At 73.8% G+C, this 14,441-nt stretch carries 15 protein-coding genes, 1 pseudogene and 1 riboswitch; of the genes and pseudogenes, 12 read left to right on the forward strand and 4 right to left on the reverse strand.

What is annotated here, in order from left to right; genetic code table 11:
- Together bioD and VJ693_RS13120 are read left to right on the forward strand one after the other, a co-directional pair.
- Positions 1-494, forward strand: a 494-nt coding sequence (bioD, locus tag VJ693_RS13115) for a dethiobiotin synthase (protein WP_324154749.1), incomplete at its 5' end; no start/stop codon positions are given.
- Entirely contained in the window at positions 491-1,729 is a 1,239-nt protein-coding gene (locus VJ693_RS13120) for an 8-amino-7-oxononanoate synthase (RefSeq protein WP_324154751.1), read from the forward strand. The genes bioD and VJ693_RS13120, both read left to right, overlap by 4 nt.
- Here the strand turns inward: VJ693_RS13120 and VJ693_RS13125 are convergent.
- Genes VJ693_RS13125 through VJ693_RS13140 form a run of 4 tightly spaced genes read right to left on the reverse strand, consistent with a single transcriptional unit; the run spans position 1,703 to position 4,559 of the window.
- Positions 1,703-2,248 (reverse strand): hypothetical protein, encoded by a 546-nt coding sequence (locus VJ693_RS13125; protein ID WP_324154753.1) that lies wholly within the window; start codon positions 2,246-2,248, stop codon positions 1,703-1,705. The two genes, VJ693_RS13120 and VJ693_RS13125, sit on opposite strands and share 27 nt — an antisense overlap.
- The gene (locus VJ693_RS13130) at positions 2,245-3,078 is read right to left on the reverse strand and encodes an FAD:protein FMN transferase (protein WP_324154754.1); all 834 of its coding nucleotides are present in this window, start codon (positions 3,076-3,078) and stop codon (positions 2,245-2,247) included. Before VJ693_RS13130 ends, VJ693_RS13125 begins: the two co-directional genes overlap by 4 nt.
- A gap of 25 nt (positions 3,079-3,103) precedes the next feature.
- Positions 3,104-3,646, reverse strand: coding sequence for an FMN-binding protein (locus VJ693_RS13135; RefSeq protein ID WP_324154756.1), 543 nt, complete (start codon positions 3,644-3,646; stop codon positions 3,104-3,106).
- 16 nt (positions 3,647-3,662) lie between these two features.
- Entirely contained in the window at positions 3,663-4,559 is an 897-nt protein-coding gene (locus VJ693_RS13140; protein ID WP_324154758.1) for a DUF6662 family protein, read from the reverse strand.
- Between the two features lie 160 nt (positions 4,560-4,719).
- Positions 4,720-4,969: riboswitch (cobalamin riboswitch) on the forward strand.
- 70 nt (positions 4,970-5,039) lie between these two features.
- Here VJ693_RS13140 and VJ693_RS13145 point away from each other — a divergent pair.
- The 10 genes and pseudogenes from VJ693_RS13145 to VJ693_RS13190 form a co-directional block, all read left to right on the forward strand.
- Positions 5,040-6,944 carry a TonB-dependent receptor domain-containing protein gene (locus VJ693_RS13145; RefSeq protein WP_324154761.1) on the forward strand — a complete coding sequence of 635 codons (1,905 nt, stop codon included), beginning with the start codon at positions 5,040-5,042 and terminating at the stop codon, positions 6,942-6,944.
- Between the two features lie 13 nt (positions 6,945-6,957).
- Entirely contained in the window at positions 6,958-7,512 is a 555-nt protein-coding gene (locus VJ693_RS13150; protein WP_324154763.1) for a bifunctional adenosylcobinamide kinase/adenosylcobinamide-phosphate guanylyltransferase, read from the forward strand.
- Positions 7,509-8,396, forward strand: coding sequence for an ABC transporter substrate-binding protein (locus tag VJ693_RS13155; protein WP_414652274.1), 888 nt, complete (start codon positions 7,509-7,511; stop codon positions 8,394-8,396). The genes VJ693_RS13150 and VJ693_RS13155 overlap by 4 nt, the downstream gene beginning before the upstream one ends.
- A 477-nt stretch (positions 8,397-8,873) precedes the next feature.
- Positions 8,874-9,935, forward strand: coding sequence for a FecCD family ABC transporter permease (locus VJ693_RS13160; protein ID WP_414652276.1), 1,062 nt, complete (start codon positions 8,874-8,876; stop codon positions 9,933-9,935).
- Complete coding sequence (locus VJ693_RS13165) at positions 9,932-10,702, forward strand: ABC transporter ATP-binding protein (RefSeq protein ID WP_324154767.1); 771 nt, start codon at positions 9,932-9,934, stop codon at positions 10,700-10,702. The genes VJ693_RS13160 and VJ693_RS13165 overlap by 4 nt, the downstream gene beginning before the upstream one ends.
- A 4-nt stretch (positions 10,703-10,706) precedes the next feature.
- Entirely contained in the window at positions 10,707-11,276 is a 570-nt protein-coding gene (gene cobO, locus VJ693_RS13170; RefSeq protein WP_324154769.1) for a cob(I)yrinic acid a,c-diamide adenosyltransferase, read from the forward strand.
- A 2-nt stretch (positions 11,277-11,278) separates the two neighbouring features.
- Positions 11,279-11,965, forward strand: a complete 687-nt coding sequence (locus VJ693_RS13175) for an adenosine nucleotide hydrolase (RefSeq protein WP_324154770.1) — start codon at positions 11,279-11,281, stop codon at positions 11,963-11,965.
- Positions 11,962-12,885, forward strand: coding sequence for an adenosylcobinamide-phosphate synthase CbiB (gene cbiB, locus VJ693_RS13180; RefSeq protein ID WP_324154772.1), 924 nt, complete (start codon positions 11,962-11,964; stop codon positions 12,883-12,885). Before VJ693_RS13175 ends, cbiB begins: the two co-directional genes overlap by 4 nt.
- A 5-nt stretch (positions 12,886-12,890) precedes the next feature.
- Positions 12,891-13,916: an aminotransferase class I/II-fold pyridoxal phosphate-dependent enzyme gene (locus VJ693_RS13185; RefSeq protein ID WP_324154774.1), complete on the forward strand. Its 1,026-nt coding sequence runs from the start codon at positions 12,891-12,893 to the stop codon at positions 13,914-13,916.
- Positions 13,913-14,441, forward strand: a pseudogene (locus VJ693_RS13190) (cobyric acid synthase CobQ); the annotation flags it as partial. The gene VJ693_RS13185 and the pseudogene VJ693_RS13190, both read left to right, overlap by 4 nt.

Genomic DNA, 14,441 nt, shown 5'->3' on the forward strand with positions numbered 1-14,441 from the left:
CCTCCACGTTTTCGGTTCTGCCGGAGCTCGACAACCCGGTCGCGCTGCCCGAGCCGCTGTCGCCCCACCTGGCCGCGCGCCGCGCCGGCGTGACGGTGCGCGTGGCGGACCTGCTGGCGCCGGCGCGCCAGCTCGCCGCACAGGCCGATGCGCTGGTTGTCGAAGGCGCCGGCGGCTGGCGCGTGCCGCTGAACGACGAGGGCCAGACGCTGGCCGACTTCGCGCGCGAACTCGGCGCGCCCGTCGTGCTCGTCGTCGGCCTGCGGCTGGGCTGCATCAACCACGCGCTGCTGAGCGCCGAGGCGATCCGCGCGGACGGCTTGGCGCTCGCGGGTTGGGTCGCCAACCGCATCGATCCGGCGATGGCCTGCGCCGACGAGAACCTCGACACCCTGCGCGCGCTGTTGGCCGCGCCGCTGCTCGGCGTCGTGCCGTGGACCGAACGGCCGGATCCGGCCGCGATCGCGCTGAACTTGCCCCTGGAACTGCAATGAGTTGGCTGGCTGAATTCGACACCCGCCTGGCCGAGCTGGCCGAGGCGAACCTGACCCGCACCCGCCGTGTCGTCGTGCCCGAGCAGGGCGCGCGCCTCACGGTGAACGGCCGCTCGATGCTGGCCTTTTGCAGCAACGACTACCTGGGCCTGTCGGGCCACCCGGCGCTGAAGGCCGCGGTGCACGGGGCGGTCGATGCCTACGGCGTCGGCTCCGGCGGCTCGCCGATGGTCAGCGGCTACAGCGCCGCGAATGCCGCGCTCGAAACCGAACTGGCGGCCTTCGTGCAGCTGCCGCGTGCGCTGTACTTCTACGCCGGCTACGCGACCAACGCGAGCATCGTGCCGGCCCTGGTCGGCCCGGGCGATGCGATCTTCTCGGATGCGCTGAACCACGCCTGCCTGATCGACGGCGCGCGGCTGGCCAAGGCCACGATCCGCCGCTTCGACCATGCCGATCTTGCCGCGCTCGATGCGCAACTCGCCGCCGAGCCGGCGCGCCGCAAGCTGATCCTGACCGACGCGGTGTTCAGCATGGACGGCGACGTGGCCGAGCTGCGCGCGCTGGTGGCGCTGGCCGACCGGCACGACGCCCTGCTGCTGGTCGACGATGCCCATGGCTTCGGGCTGCTGGGGCCGCAGGGCCGCGGCACGCTGGCCGCGGCGGGGCTGACCGGCGGCGCGGCCTCGCCGCGGGTGCTCTACATGGCCACGCTGAGCAAGGCGCTCGGCGCGGCGGGCGCCTTCGTCGCCGGGCCCGAGCGGCTCGTCGAGTGGTTGCTGCAGAAGACCCGCAGCTACACCTATGCGACGGCCGCGCCTGCCTTGCTGGCCGAGGCCCTGCGCGCGGCCCTGCGCATCGTCGGCAGCGCCGAGGGCGACGCGATGCGTGCGCACCTGGCCGGGCTGATCGCCCAGCTGCGCGACGGCCTCGCGCCCGGCGCGAACGCGGCCGTCGACGCCGCGGGCTGGTACCTGATGCCGTCCGACACCGCGATCCAGCCGCTGGTCATCGGCGACAACGCGGCCGCGCTGCGCGTGATGGCCGGCCTGCAGGACGCCGGCCTGTGGGTGCCGGCGATCCGCCCGCCCACCGTGCCGGCGGGCACGGCCCGGCTGCGCATCGCGCTGAGCGCCGCGCACCGCGCCGACGAGGTCGAGGCGCTGGTGCGGGCGCTGCGCGGCCTGGCCGCGCGCTGCGTGGTCCGTCTACCCGCTGAAGGGGCCGCCGGGTGACACCGGCGCCGACTGGGCGGCACCGTCGTGCGCGGCCCGGGCGGTGTGCCGCGCGGCGGGGCCATGCTGGCGCATCCAGCGGCCATGCACGACGCCCAGCACGGCCATGAGCAGGCCGGCGCCGGCGTGCAACCAGCCGACCGCGGGGCGCCAATCTTCCGGTGTGACGTAGTACAGCGCGTAGCCCGTGCCCGCCAGGACGGCCGCGAGCGAGAGCAACGCGACGCCGGTGTGGCGCTGGGCGCCGCGGCGGGCGCGACGCGCCGCGCCGCGCGTGACGCGCCAGCCCGCCGGCACGTGCCCGGCGGCCAGCACGCCCAGAGCGAACAGGCCGACGAACGCTGCGGCACCGTGCAGGCGCAGGCACAGCACTTCCAGCGGGTGAGGCAGTTCGTCGGCCCCGGCGCCGATGCTGTAGTGCACGGCCAGCCACACCACGCCGGTGGCCAGCAGCGACCACGCCGCCCCATGCAGGACGCGGCGCTGCCAGGTCGGCAGGCGCAGCACGGCGTGCGTCATGCCGCCGCTCCCATCGGAATCGGCGCGCCGGCCGGGCCACCGATCACGCAGCCACCCAGGGCGCGCACCCGGGCCGCGCGCTGATCCGCCGGCGCCGCGGCGGCCACCTTGGTCAGCGCATCGGCGCGCCAGGCGCTGCGCGCCAGTACGCTGTGGACGGCCGTGGGCAGCGGGTGGTCACCCGGGCCGACCAGCACCGCCGCATGGCGCTGCGGCTCGCCAAGGCTGGCGCCGGAGCTGGCTAGCGCGCATTGGCGCAGGCCGCCCAAGGGCGCCAGCTGCCCGCCGGTTTCGCGGCGCGCGACCGGAAGTACCAGGTCGCCGAACACCCGCAGGTCACCGCCGGCGTTGACCCAGCCGGCCGGCGCGCCCCGGCGCTTCATCGCGGCGATCGCCAGGTCGACCGCGAAGCCCTTGGCGATGCCGTCCAGCGTCAGGCGCAGCGGCCGCTTCAGGCGCGCCGCGCTCGGCCCGATCTCGATGTCGTCGGCGCTGCCGCGCGGCCGGGGCGCCGGCCCGCCGTGGTCGGGCAGGGCGCCGGCCTCGACGAGCAGCCCGCCGACCGTGCAGTCGAACAGGCCGCCGCTGCGCGCCGTCATGGCGCGTGCCAGGCGCAGCAGATGCAGGGTGCGGCGCGGCAACGGCACCGGCCGGCCGCGGGCGCTGTTCAGCCTCGAGAGCTCGCTGTCGGGCGCATGAAAGCTCCAGCGCATCTGGGCCTGCTCGATCTCGGCGAAGGCTGCGTCGATGGCCAGTCCGAGCGCGCGCTCGTCGGTGCTGCCCGGGGCCTGGGCGCCGATCTCGACGAACGTGCCGAGCAGCGGGCGCATGCGCCTGACCCGGCGAGGCGCGTGCTCAGGCATGGGCGAGGAACAACTTGTGCACGACCAGCAGGCGCTTGACGCCGTCGAGCAGGTTGCGGCACGACAGCGTCGCGCCGCTGATGTTGGGCACGTCCTCGTCGAGCTTGAACGGGTCGGCGAGCGACTTGCCGACGAAGTGGCGCCGCCAAGGTGCATCGCGCACCTGGCCGCCGTGGGTCTCGCGGTAGCTCAGGATCTCGATGCCCAACACCTTGCCGTCGGGGCCCACCGCGGCCGCATAGGTGATGAACTCGTGCTTGCCGATCACGTCATCGACGAAGAACCAGCCGAGCAGCTGGCCGTCGCGCTCGGCCCGCCAGGCCCGCTGCTCCTCGCTGCGCTGGCGCACGCCGGCCTGGTCCCTGATGTGGTCGCGCTGCTCGGGTGTGAGCTTGAGCGTCGCGTCGACGAAGGTCTTCGCGGCCGGGAACAGCAGGGTCTGCGCCTGCGCCGCCGTCAGGTAGTCGGTGGCATGGGCCTGGGCAAGGAACGCCGTGGGCAGCAGGACGGCGGCCAGTTCGAGCGGGCGGGGCATGGTGGGGGCAGGGCCTTCAGAAGTTGTAGCCGACCTTCAGCCGGATCTCGTTGCGGGTCTTCTCGATCAGGTGAAGGTCGGTCTGGGTCTGGCCCTCGTACTTCTCCCCGCCGCCGCGAAGCTGCCGGAACAGGGTGAGCGTGGTCCACCACCTCTCGCCGCCGTAGTGCAGCGACGGGCCCGCGAACAGCGACCAGCGTTCGACGCCGACCTCGGTCTCGTACTCGGTCTCGTGCAGCATCTCCGCGCCCACGTACCAGTTCGGGGCGAAGCGGTACGACAGGCCGGTGCCGACCTTGAGGTTGATCTCCATCTCGGGGTCGGTCGGCCAGTCGAAGCCTTCGGGCAGGTCGGCGATTGCCGCCCGCTTCTCGTAGGCGGCGCGCACGCCGAGGTTGCCGACCCACGTGAGTTGCCCTTCGAGGAAGTACTTCTGCGCGAGCAGCGTGCTCTCCAGCTCGTACTCGGTCTTCTTCTGGCCCGAATGCGGATCGACCCAGCCGTATTCGAGCGAGGTCTGGTTGGACAGGCCGAAGTCGTCCTTGGCCGGGCTGAGGAAGTTGTACTTCACCGAGACCTCCACCGAGGAGGGCTTCATGCCGAACTTCTTGGCCGACGGCAGGTAGCCGTCGATCGTCAGCCCCGAGGTGTTCAGCGCCATGGCGTTCAGCTCGCCGGAGACCTGGAAGCGGTCGGTGACGCCGTACTCGAACTCGGTCTTCGAATCGAGTGCGCGGTAGGTGCCCTGGCCCTTGTCCGAGCGCTGCGTGAACCACTGGTAGAACTCGCTGGCGCCCTTGGGCAGCACCTCGGAACCACGGACGTAGCCGAACAGGTTTTCGTCGGCCCGGGCGGCACCGGCCAGGGCCAGCAGGGCGGTGGCTGCCGCGATCGTGAGGGGCGTGAAGCGCATGAAGGTCTCGAAAGGGGGTGGGTTGCAGGCGGTCAGGGCCGGGCGTGGTTGCGATTCTAAATGCGAATGCGTCGCATCAGCATAAGCAAGCGTTGGATTCACGCTACTCGCCGTGGCGGTTGGTCGACGCCGCCCAGCGTGTCCTCTCCCGCGCCCTGCGGCTATGATCCCGGCCGTTGGTGCTCGCACGGTCGGTCTCGACCGTGCAGTTCAACGGGAAGCAGGGAGGGTCGCGCCGACGGCAACACCCCAACCTGCGCTGCCCCCGCAACGGTAAGCGGAAGAGGGCGCGGTCCGACGACCGGCCTTCAGCTCGTGACACACAACCCACTGGGCGCTTCGGTGCGCCTGGGAAGGGATCACGGGTCGATTCCGTCAGCCCGGATACCGGCCAACGAGGTGGCGCGCCGCGCGAGCGGCAGCGCCGTGAGGTGCGAGCTGGCGGGGAAGCCGGCATGCACGATGGCTTTCGTTGTTTCCATGCCTTCCTTGCCTTTCCGGCCCCGTGCCGCCCTGGCGCTGCTGTGCGCCGCGCCCGCGCTCGCCTGCGCGCAAACCACGTCCTCGAACACCGCCAACGCCGCCGCGGCCGCTGCCGTCGAGCCCGGCCGCATCGTCGTCACCGGTTCGCGCGAGCCGGTCGCTGCCGGTTGGCTCGCCGCCGACCTGGTGGTGATCGACGCCGAGCAGATCCAGGCCTCGAGCGCCGATTCGCTCGAAGACCTGCTGCGCCGCGAGGCCGGCCTGCAGCTCTCGCGCAACGGCGGCCCCGGTGCCTCGGCCGGCCTGATGATCCGCGGCGCGGGCGTCGGCAACACGCTGGTGCTGGTCGATGGCGTGCGCATTGGCTCGGCCACATTGGGCCAGGTCGAGTTCGAGGGCTTGAGCCTGGGCATGATCGAGCGCATCGAGGTGCTGCGCGGCCCCGGCTCCAGCCTCTACGGCGCCGATGGAGCCGGCGGCGTCGTGCAGATCTTCACCCGCCGCGGCGGGCAGGGCACCCATGCCAGCGCCTGGCTGGCCGCGGGCCAGTACGGCGCGGCCGAGGGCGCGATCCATGCGAGCAGCCGCGTCGGCGATGTCGACGTGGCCGGCTCGCTGTCGCACGAACAGCTCGATGGCGTGTCGACCTTGCGCCCGAACGACCGTTTCGGCAACTACAACCCCGACCGCGACGGCTCGCGCCGCACCACCGCGCAGGCGCAGCTCGGTTGGCGGCCGGCCGAGGGCCACCGCATCGGGCTGTCGCTGCTGCAGAGCAAGCTCGATGCACGCTACGACGCCAGCGAGTTCCTGCCGCCGGACTATGCGCAGGATCCGTCGCCCGACTTCCACAACAAGCTCGACAACCAGCTGGCCGCGATCGAGCACCGCGCCGAGTGGAGCCCCGCCTGGGTGACCACGTTGCGCGCCTCGGCCCAGGACGACGACCTGCACAGCGGCGGCACCCAGATCGACCGCTACCGGACGCGGCGCGAGCAGCTCGACGCGCAGGCCACCTGGCGCCCGGCGCCCGACCAGCGCCTGACCTTCGCCTACGAGGGCCTGACCGAGAAGGCCGACTCGAGCGCCTTCGCCGCGAGCGAGCAGCGCGACAACCATGCGCTGGTGCTCGCGTGGCTGGGCGCGCTCGGGCCGGTGCGCGCGCAGCTCGACCTGCGCCACGACGACAACTCGGTGTACGGCGAGGTGAACACCGGCCGGCTCGGCGGCTCGATCGAGCTTGCGCCGGGCTGGCGCGCGCGGGCGCTGGCCGGCACCTCGTTCCGGGCGCCCAGCTTCAACGACGAGTTCTACCCGGGCTATGGCGTTGCGGGCATCCGCCCCGAGCGCGGCCGCAGCGTCGAACTCGGCATTGACGGACGCTGGGACGCCTTCGACGTCTCGGCCACCGCCTGGCACAACCGCGTGCGCGACCTGATCGGCTACCAGAGCGACCGCAGCTTCTGCCCACCCGATGCGGCCTACGGCTTCGGCTGCGCGGCCAACACCGCGCGCGCCCGGCTGCAGGGCCTGACGCTGTCGGGTGGCGCCCAGTGGGGCGGCTGGCAATGGCGCGCGCAATTCGACTTCACCGATGCCAAGGACGCCGACACCGGCGCGCGCCTGACCCGTCGGGCTGCCCACCAGGCGAGCTTGAGCGCCGACTACACCACCGGCGCCTGGCGCTTCGGCGCCGCCGTGCTGCAGGTCGGCGCGCGGCCCGACGGCGGCGTGACGCTGCCCGAGGAAACCACGCTGGACCTGAAGGCCCGCTGGCAGTTCGCGCCGCACTGGTCGCTCGAGGCCAAGCTGCTCAACGCGACCGACGAAGACCTGCAGCCGGTGCGCGACTACCAGGGCCTGGGCCGGCAGGCCTGGCTGGGCGTTCGTTATTCGCTCTGAGCCGGGCGAGACCATGCACGAGTTGATCCTCGGTGGGCAGAAGAGTGGCAAGTCGCGCTGTGCCGAGCAGCGCGCGGCGGACTGGCTCGCTGCCGGCCCATCGCGCGAGGCCTGGCTGGTCGCGACCGCCATGGCCGGCGATGGCGAGATGGCCGAGCGCATCGCGCGCCACCAGGCCGAGCGTGCGCGCCGCGTGCCGCAGTTGCAGACGCTGGAAGAGCCTCATGCCCTGTCCGAGGCGCTGGCCGAGCACAGCGCGCCGCGCCGGCTGCTGGTGGTCGATTGCCTGACGCTGTGGCTGACGCAGTTGCGCCTGCCGCTGACGGGCACCGCGCTGCCGGAGTCGGAATGGCTCGCCCGCCAGGCCGCGCTGTGCGATGCGCTGCGCGCCGCCCCCGGCCCGGTGGTGCTGGTGTCGAACGAGATCGCGCTGGGCCTGGCGCCGCTGGGCCGCGAAGCGCGCCAGTTCATCGACGCACTCGGCGTGCTGCACCAGCGCATCGCGGCCGTGTGCGAGCGCGTGACGCTGATGGTCGCCGGCATCGAGATGCCGGTGAAGCGGCCATGACGATGCATCGCCTACTGCATGCCGCGTCCCTGCTCGCTGCCCTGTGGCTGGGCAGCGAGCCTTCGGCCCACGCCGCGATCGTGCTGCGCGACGATGCCGGCGCTGAGCACCGGCTGGCCGCGCCGCCGCAGCGCATCGTCAGCCTGTTGCCCTCGCTGACCGAGAGCGTCTGCGCGCTCGGCGGCTGCGGCCGGCTGGTCGGCGTCGACCGCTATTCGAACTGGCCAGACCAGGTCAACGCCTTGCCCCACCTGGGCGGGCTCGAGGACGCGCAGATCGAGCGCATCGTCGCGCTCAAGCCCGACGTGGTGCTGGCGGCCAAGTCGGCCCGCGTGGTCGAGCGGCTGCAGGACTTAGGCTTGCGCGTGGTGCTGCTCGAATCGCAGACCCATGCCGACGTGCGGCGCACGCTGGGGCTGCTGGCGCAACTGCTCGGCACGCCGGCGGCGGCCGACACGCTGTGGGCCGGCATCGAGGCCGAGCTGCGCGCCGCGGCCGCGCGTGTGCCGCCAGCCCAGCGCGGCCAGCGCGTGTACTTCGAAGTCGCTCCCGATCCGTACGCCGCCGGCGCTGCGTCGTTCATCGGCGAGACGCTGGCGCGGCTGGCCTTGGGCAACATCGTGCCGCCCGAGCAGGGCCCGTTCCCGCGGCTGAACCCCGAGGCTGTCGTGCGCGCCCAGCCCGACATCGTGATGGCCGCGCAGCGCGCGCTGCTCGACATGCCGTCGCGGCCAGGCTGGCGGTCGCTGCGTGCGTTGCAGGCGCGGCCCGCGCACGCCTGCGGCTTCGAGCCGGCACGCTACGAGTTGCTGATTCGCCCGGGGCCGCGACTGGGCGAAGCGGCGATGGCGCTGGCGGATTGTGTGGCGGGGTTGGGGCGCTGACATGGGGCTCGGCCTCGCCCCCTTTGGCAACCGTGCTTGGTGGGCCGTTGCGGCAGCCTGCATGCGGCGGTGGGCGCGCTGGGCCGGCGGCTTGGGGCACGCTCTCCGGCCCACCACGCGGGGCACGGTTTGCAGACTGCTGAGGGCTCTCCATCAACACGGTGTTCTCTTGCAGCGATGGGAGGCTACCGCGAATGGGGCCTGCGATCGTGCCCCAAGCCACCGACCCGAGGCACCCGCGCGGCACGCCACGGCGAGGCACGCCACCCACGATGCCTGCAGGGCGGTGGTGGTGCCCCCGGGCGCAGGCCCCATTCGCGGTAGCCTCCCATGCATCCCGGGCACCACGGTGTTGATGCGGCTGTCCGTGCCTTGCCGCGAGGGTGCCCCGCGTGGTGGGCCGGAGAACGGGGGCGCCGCCTCCGCCCTGCTCGCCGCGACATCAGCAGTCCAGCCGCGCCGGCCGGGGCACCTCTCATGAGTTCGACGGTGGCTGCTCAGCGGGAGGCGCGGGTACCCGCCGAGGCGATCGACGGTGTGCGCCGTCGCCGCCTGTTGCTGACCCTGTTCGGACTCAGCGTCGTGCTCGGCCTGCTCGGCCTCGTGGCCGGCCCGTCGGGCCTGTCGTGGAGCGAATTCACTGCCGATGCCCGCGGCGAGCAGGCCGCGCTGATCCTCGGCGAGATCCGCGCCCCGCGCACGCTCGGCGCCTGGGGTGTCGGCGCCTTGCTGGGCCTGGCGGGTGCGATGGCGCAGGCGCTGTTCCGCAATCCGCTGGCCGATCCCTACCTGCTCGGCACGGCTGCCGGCGCGGGGCTGTCGGTGGTGCTGGTGCTGGCCGGCGCCTCGCTGGGCGGCGCCGTCATCGGCTTGGCCACCGCGCAGTGGCTGGCGCGCCTGGGCCTCGTGCTGGCGGCGTTCGTCGGCGCGCTGGCCGGCCTGTTGCTGACGCTGGCGCTGGCGCGCGGCGCGCGCGAGCCGATGCGCCTGCTGCTGGCGGGCGTCGTCGTCGGCGTGGTGCTGGGCGCGGCCAGCGACCTCGTCACCACGATCTCGCCCGATGCGCTGCGCGGCAAGCAGAGCTTTCTGCTCGGCAGCACCGGCCTGCTCGGCTGGAGCAGCACGGTGCTGTTGCTGGGTGGGGTGGGGCTGCTGCTGCCGCTGGCACGCCGCTATGCCCGCGCGCTCGATGCGCTGACGCTGGGCGACGACAGCGCCGCGAGCCTGGGCCTGGATCTGCCGCGCATCCGCCTGGTGCTGGTCGGGCTGCTGGCGCTGTGCACCGGCCTCGCGGTCTCGCAAGCGGGCCTCGTGGCCTTCGTCGGCCTGGTCGCGCCGCACCTGCTGCGCCGCCATGCGCCGGCGCCGCAGGCCTACACGCTGGCGGCCAGCGCCGCGATGGGCGGTGTGCTGCTGCTCGCGGCCGACGTGCTGGCGCGCTGCCTGATCGCGCCGCAGGAATTGCCGGTGGGCGTGTTGACGGCCGTGCTCGGCGGCGGCTACCTGATGCGGCTGCTGCGGCGGCGAGGTGCGCGGTGAACGCGCCGGTGCTGCAGGCCCAGGGCATTGCCGTCGAGCTCGGCGGCCGGCTGGTGCTGCGCGACGTCAGCATGGCGCTGCGCCCGGGCTGGACGGCCATCGTTGGCCCGAACGGTGCCGGCAAGTCGACGCTGCTACGTGTGCTGGCCGGGTTGCTGGCGCCGCGATCGGGCCACGTGCATCTCGGGGACCGGCCGCTGCACGACCACCCGCCGCGCGAGCGCGCCCGCCGCATCGCCTGGCTGGCCCAGGCCGGCGCGGTCACCGGCGAGTTGACGGCGCGCGAGACGGTGCAGCTCGGCCGCCTGGCCCACCTCGGCCTGTTCGCGCAGCCGACCGCCGCCGACGATGCGGCGGTGGACGCGGCGATGCACGCCACCGGTTGCCTCGCCTGGCGCGGGCGGCGCCTGCATGCGCTCTCGGGTGGCGAGCGCCAGCGCGTGCTGCTGGCGCGGGCGCTGGCCACCGGCGCGCCGGTGCTGCTGCTCGACGAACCCACCGCCCACCTGGACCCGCCGCACCAGGTGGCGCTGACCCGCCTGCTGCGGCAACTCGCCGTCACCCACACGGTGGTCAGCGTGCTGCACGAGCTGACGCTGGCGCTGCGCGCCGACCGCGTGCTGGTGCTGCGCGAGGGCGCCTTGGCAGCCGATGGCGCCCCGGGCGACCCGGCGCTGCATGCGGCCCTCGAAGCCTGCTTCGAGCAGGCCATCCACATCGACACCTGCGGCGGCCACCCGGTGGCCTTGCCGTGCCTGGACCCCTGACCCCATGCAGATCGAAACCCCACCCACCGAACGCAGCACGCCCCGGCCCGATGGCGAGCGGCGCGGCCTCGTGATCGTCCACACCGGCGACGGCAAGGGCAAGAGCACGGCCGCCTTCGGCCTCGCGCTGCGGGCGCATGGCCGCGGCAAGCCGGTGAAGATCTACCAGTTCATGAAGGTGCCTTCGGCGCGCTTCGGCGAGCACCGCATGTTCGGGCAACTCGGCATCCCGATCGAGGGCCTCGGCGACGGCTTCAGCTGGAAGAGCCGCGACCTCGATCACTCGGCCCAGCTCGCGCGCGACGGCTGGGCCCGGGCCGAGGCGACGATCCGCGCCGGCGCGCATTTCCTCGTCGTGCTCGACGAGATCATGTACCCGATACGCTACGGCTGGCTGCCGCTGGAGCCGGTGCTCGCGGCGCTGCGCGAGCGGCCGGCTGACGTGCATGTGGTACTGACCGGCCGCAACGCGCCGGACGAGCTGGTCGCGCTGGCCGATACGGTGACCGAGATGCGCCTGGTCAAGCACCACTACCAGGCCGGCGTGCCGGCGCAGCGCGGCATCGAGGACTGACGATGACCACTTCCGCCCCGAAAGCCGCGATCAGCTGGAGCGCCGGCAAGGACTCGTGCCTGGCCCTGCTGCGTGCCCGCGAAGCCGGCCTGGACGTGTGCACCTTCCTGACCATGCTCGACACCGAGGGCCTGAGCAAGAGCCACGCGCTGCCGCGTGAATTGATCGCGGCGCAGGTGGCAGCGCTCGGCGGCACCTGGCAGCCGGCGGAAGTCGGGCCCGGCGATTACGGCAGCGGCTTTGCCGCGCAGCTCGCCCGGCTGCGCGACACCGGCCACAGCCACCTGGTGTTCGGCGACATCGACCTGCAGGCGCACCGCGATTGGCTGGAGCCGGCCTGCGAGCGCGCCGGGCTGCAGGCGGTATTCCCGCTGTGGGGCGAGCCCCGCGCGGCGCTGGCCGCCGAGATCATCCGGCGCGGCATCCGCGCTCGCCTGGTCTGCGTGGACACGCGGCGGCTCGATGCCGGCTTCTGCGGCGCCGACTACGACGCCGAATTGCTGGCGCGCTTGCCGGCCGGCGTGTGCCCCTGCGGCGAGGATGGCGAGTTCCACACCTTCGTCTGGGGCGGCGCGGGGTTCGCGGCGCCGCTGGCGATCGCGCCGGGCACCTTGCGGCGGGCGGTCTCGCAGCCGCCGCTCGCGCCGACCGAGTTGGTGTTCCAGGCACCGGAGCTGATTCGCGAATGAACCACCCGGTCGCACTCGCGCTGGCCCTGCCGCTCGCCTGGGGGCTGGATGCCTGGTTCGGCGAGCCGCCGAACCGCTGGCATCCGGTGGCGTGGCTGGGCCGGGTGCTGGGGCCATGGGGCCGGTGCGCGAGTGCGTGGCGGCCCGTGGCGGCGTTCGTTGGCGGCGCGTTGGCCTGGTGTGCGGGCGTGGCGGCGCTGGGTGCCGCCGCCGCGTGGGTCGAGGCCGTCGTGCTGCACGCGCTGCCTTGGCCCGCGGCCGCGGTGCTGCTGGCGCTGCTGCTCAAGCCCTGCTTCGCCTGGCGCATGCTGCGCGACGAGGTCGGCGCGGTCGAGACGGCATTGGTGCAGCAGGGCCTGCCGGCCGCGCGCGGGCGCCTGGCCCGCCTGGTCAGCCGCGACGTGCAGGGGCTCGACGAAGGCGCGGTGCGCGAGACGGCGATCGAGACCCTGGCCGAGAACCTCAGCGATTCGGTCGTCGCGCCGCTGGCCTGGTTCGCGCTGCTGGGCCTGCCCGGCGCGGTGGCCTACCGCTTCGCCAACACGGCGGACGCGATGTGGGGCTACCGCGGCCGCTACGAGTGGGCCGGCAAGTGGGCGGCGCGGGCCGACGACCTGTTGTCGTGGGCCCCCGCGCGCCTGACTGCGGCGCTGTTGCTGCCCCGGCGCGCCGCGGCCTGGCGCGCCTTGCCCGTGGAAGCCGCGCGGACGCCGTCGCCGAACGGCGGCTGGCCGATGGGCGCGATGGCGTTGCGGCTGGGTGTGGGGCTCGGCAAGCCGGGCGTCTACCGGCTGAACCCGGCGGCCCCCGCGCCCGGGGCCGCCGATCTGCGCCGTGCGCTGCGAGGGGCGGGCACCGCGGCCTGGGCGGCGGCCGGCCTGGCCACGCTGGCTGTGGCGCTACGGAGCGCGCCGTGGTGATCCCGATGATCGATCGTCTGCCGCGACTGCATGGCGGCCCGGATGCGCGCGGCGCCGCGCAATGGGACTTCTCGACCAACGCCAACGCAGCCGGCCCGTGCCCCGCCGCGCTGTCGGCGCTGCAGCGGGCCGACGCCACGCGCTACCCCGACCCCGGCTACCAGGCGCTGCGCGAGCGGCTGGCGGCCTGGCACGGCGTCGCGCCCGAGCGCATCGTGCCGGCCGCGAGCGCGAGCGAATTCATCCAGCGCATCACGGCGGTCGGCGCGCGCATCGCCCCCGGGCCGGTGCAGGTGCCGCGCCATGCCTACGGCGACTACGGGGCGGCGGCGCGGGCCGGCGGCCGCGCCGTGCTGGTCGACGGCGACGAGCACCACGGCCCGGCCGTCTCGCTGCGCTGGTACGCCGACCCCTCGAGCCCACTGGGCCAGGACGCCGCGCCGCCGGCCGAGCCGGGCGCCTGCGCGACGGTGCTGGATGCCGTCTACGCGCCGCTGCGCCTCGAAGGCCGATCGGGCTGGGATGGCGAGGCGCGCAGCGCGGTGTTCGAGCTGCACAGCCCCAACAAGGCGCTGGGCCTGCCCGGCGTGCGCGCGGCCTACGCCATCGCACCGCGCGCCAGCGGCGCTGCCGGCGCGTGGTGGCGCGACGCGCTCGCGGCGGCCGAACCCTCGTGGCCGATCGGCGCGCACGGCGTGGCGATGCTCGAAGCCTGGTCCGACGACAGCACGCAGCAGTGGTTGGCCGCACAGCGCGAGACCCTGCGCCACTGGAAGGGCCTGCTGCTGGCGCTGCTGGACGAGGTGGGCGCCGAGTGCAGGCCCAGCGTGACGCCTTTCGTCTGCGTCCGGCTGCCGTCCGGCGCGACGCCGGCGGCGCTGCGTGTGCAGGGCATCAGAGTGCGCGACGCGGCCTCCTTCGGCCTGCCCGGTTGGGTGCGCTTGAGCGTGCAGCCGCCGGCCGCGCTGGCAGCGCTGCGCGAGGCCATCGGCGCGCTGCACCACGAATCAACGAGAAAGGCCCATCGATGACCCCGCGAGCAATCATGGTCTGGGGCTGCTCCAGCGGCGCCGGCAAGAGCCTGCTGGCGACCGCGCTGTGCCGCTGGGCGGCCCGGCGCGGCATCGACGTGGCGCCGTTCAAGGCGCAGAACATGAGCAACAACGCGCGTGTCGTCGCCGGAACGCACGGCCGATTCGGCGAGATCGGCGCGGCGCAGTACTTCCAGGCGCTGGCCGCGCGCGTCGATCCGACGGTCGACATGAACCCCGTGCTGCTCAAGCCCGAGTGCGACACGGCCAGCCAGGTGGTGCTGCACGGCAAGGTCGCGCCGGGGCTGTCGCGCCTGCCGTGGCGCGAGCGCAGCGCGCAGCTCGCGCAGGCCGCGCGCGAGAGCTTCGCCCGGCTGCATGCGCAGCACGAGCTGCTGGTGATCGAGGGGGCGGGCTCGCCCGCCGAGATCAACCTCGCCGCTTGCGACTACGTGAACCTCGACACCGCGCGCTGGGCGCGCGACGCGGGGCCCCTGCGCAGCCTGCTGGTGGCCGACATCGACC

This window comes from Ideonella sp. (genome assembly GCF_035254525.1).
GTDB lineage: Bacteria > Pseudomonadota > Gammaproteobacteria > Burkholderiales > Burkholderiaceae_C > Ideonella.

Bases quoted from the DNA above. Each gene is read 5' to 3' on its own strand.
- VJ693_RS13120 (WP_324154751.1), top strand. From the start codon at position 491: ATGAGTTGGCTGGCTGAATTCGACACCCGCCTGGCCGAGCTGGCCGAG.
- VJ693_RS13125 (WP_324154753.1), bottom strand. From the start codon at position 2,248: ATGACGCACGCCGTGCTGCGCCTGCCGACCTGGCAGCGCCGCGTCCTG.
- VJ693_RS13130 (WP_324154754.1), bottom strand. From the start codon at position 3,078: ATGCGCCCGCTGCTCGGCACGTTCGTCGAGATCGGCGCCCAGGCCCCG.
- VJ693_RS13135 (WP_324154756.1), bottom strand. From the start codon at position 3,646: ATGCCCCGCCCGCTCGAACTGGCCGCCGTCCTGCTGCCCACGGCGTTC.
- VJ693_RS13140 (WP_324154758.1), bottom strand. From the start codon at position 4,559: ATGCGCTTCACGCCCCTCACGATCGCGGCAGCCACCGCCCTGCTGGCC.
- VJ693_RS13145 (WP_324154761.1), top strand. From the start codon at position 5,040: ATGCCTTCCTTGCCTTTCCGGCCCCGTGCCGCCCTGGCGCTGCTGTGC.
- VJ693_RS13150 (WP_324154763.1), top strand. From the start codon at position 6,958: ATGCACGAGTTGATCCTCGGTGGGCAGAAGAGTGGCAAGTCGCGCTGT.
- VJ693_RS13155 (WP_414652274.1), top strand. From the start codon at position 7,509: ATGACGATGCATCGCCTACTGCATGCCGCGTCCCTGCTCGCTGCCCTG.
- VJ693_RS13160 (WP_414652276.1), top strand. From the start codon at position 8,874: ATGAGTTCGACGGTGGCTGCTCAGCGGGAGGCGCGGGTACCCGCCGAG.
- cobO (WP_324154769.1), top strand. From the start codon at position 10,707: ATGCAGATCGAAACCCCACCCACCGAACGCAGCACGCCCCGGCCCGAT.
- VJ693_RS13175 (WP_324154770.1), top strand. From the start codon at position 11,279: ATGACCACTTCCGCCCCGAAAGCCGCGATCAGCTGGAGCGCCGGCAAG.
- cbiB (WP_324154772.1), top strand. From the start codon at position 11,962: ATGAACCACCCGGTCGCACTCGCGCTGGCCCTGCCGCTCGCCTGGGGG.
- VJ693_RS13185 (WP_324154774.1), top strand. From the start codon at position 12,891: ATGATCGATCGTCTGCCGCGACTGCATGGCGGCCCGGATGCGCGCGGC.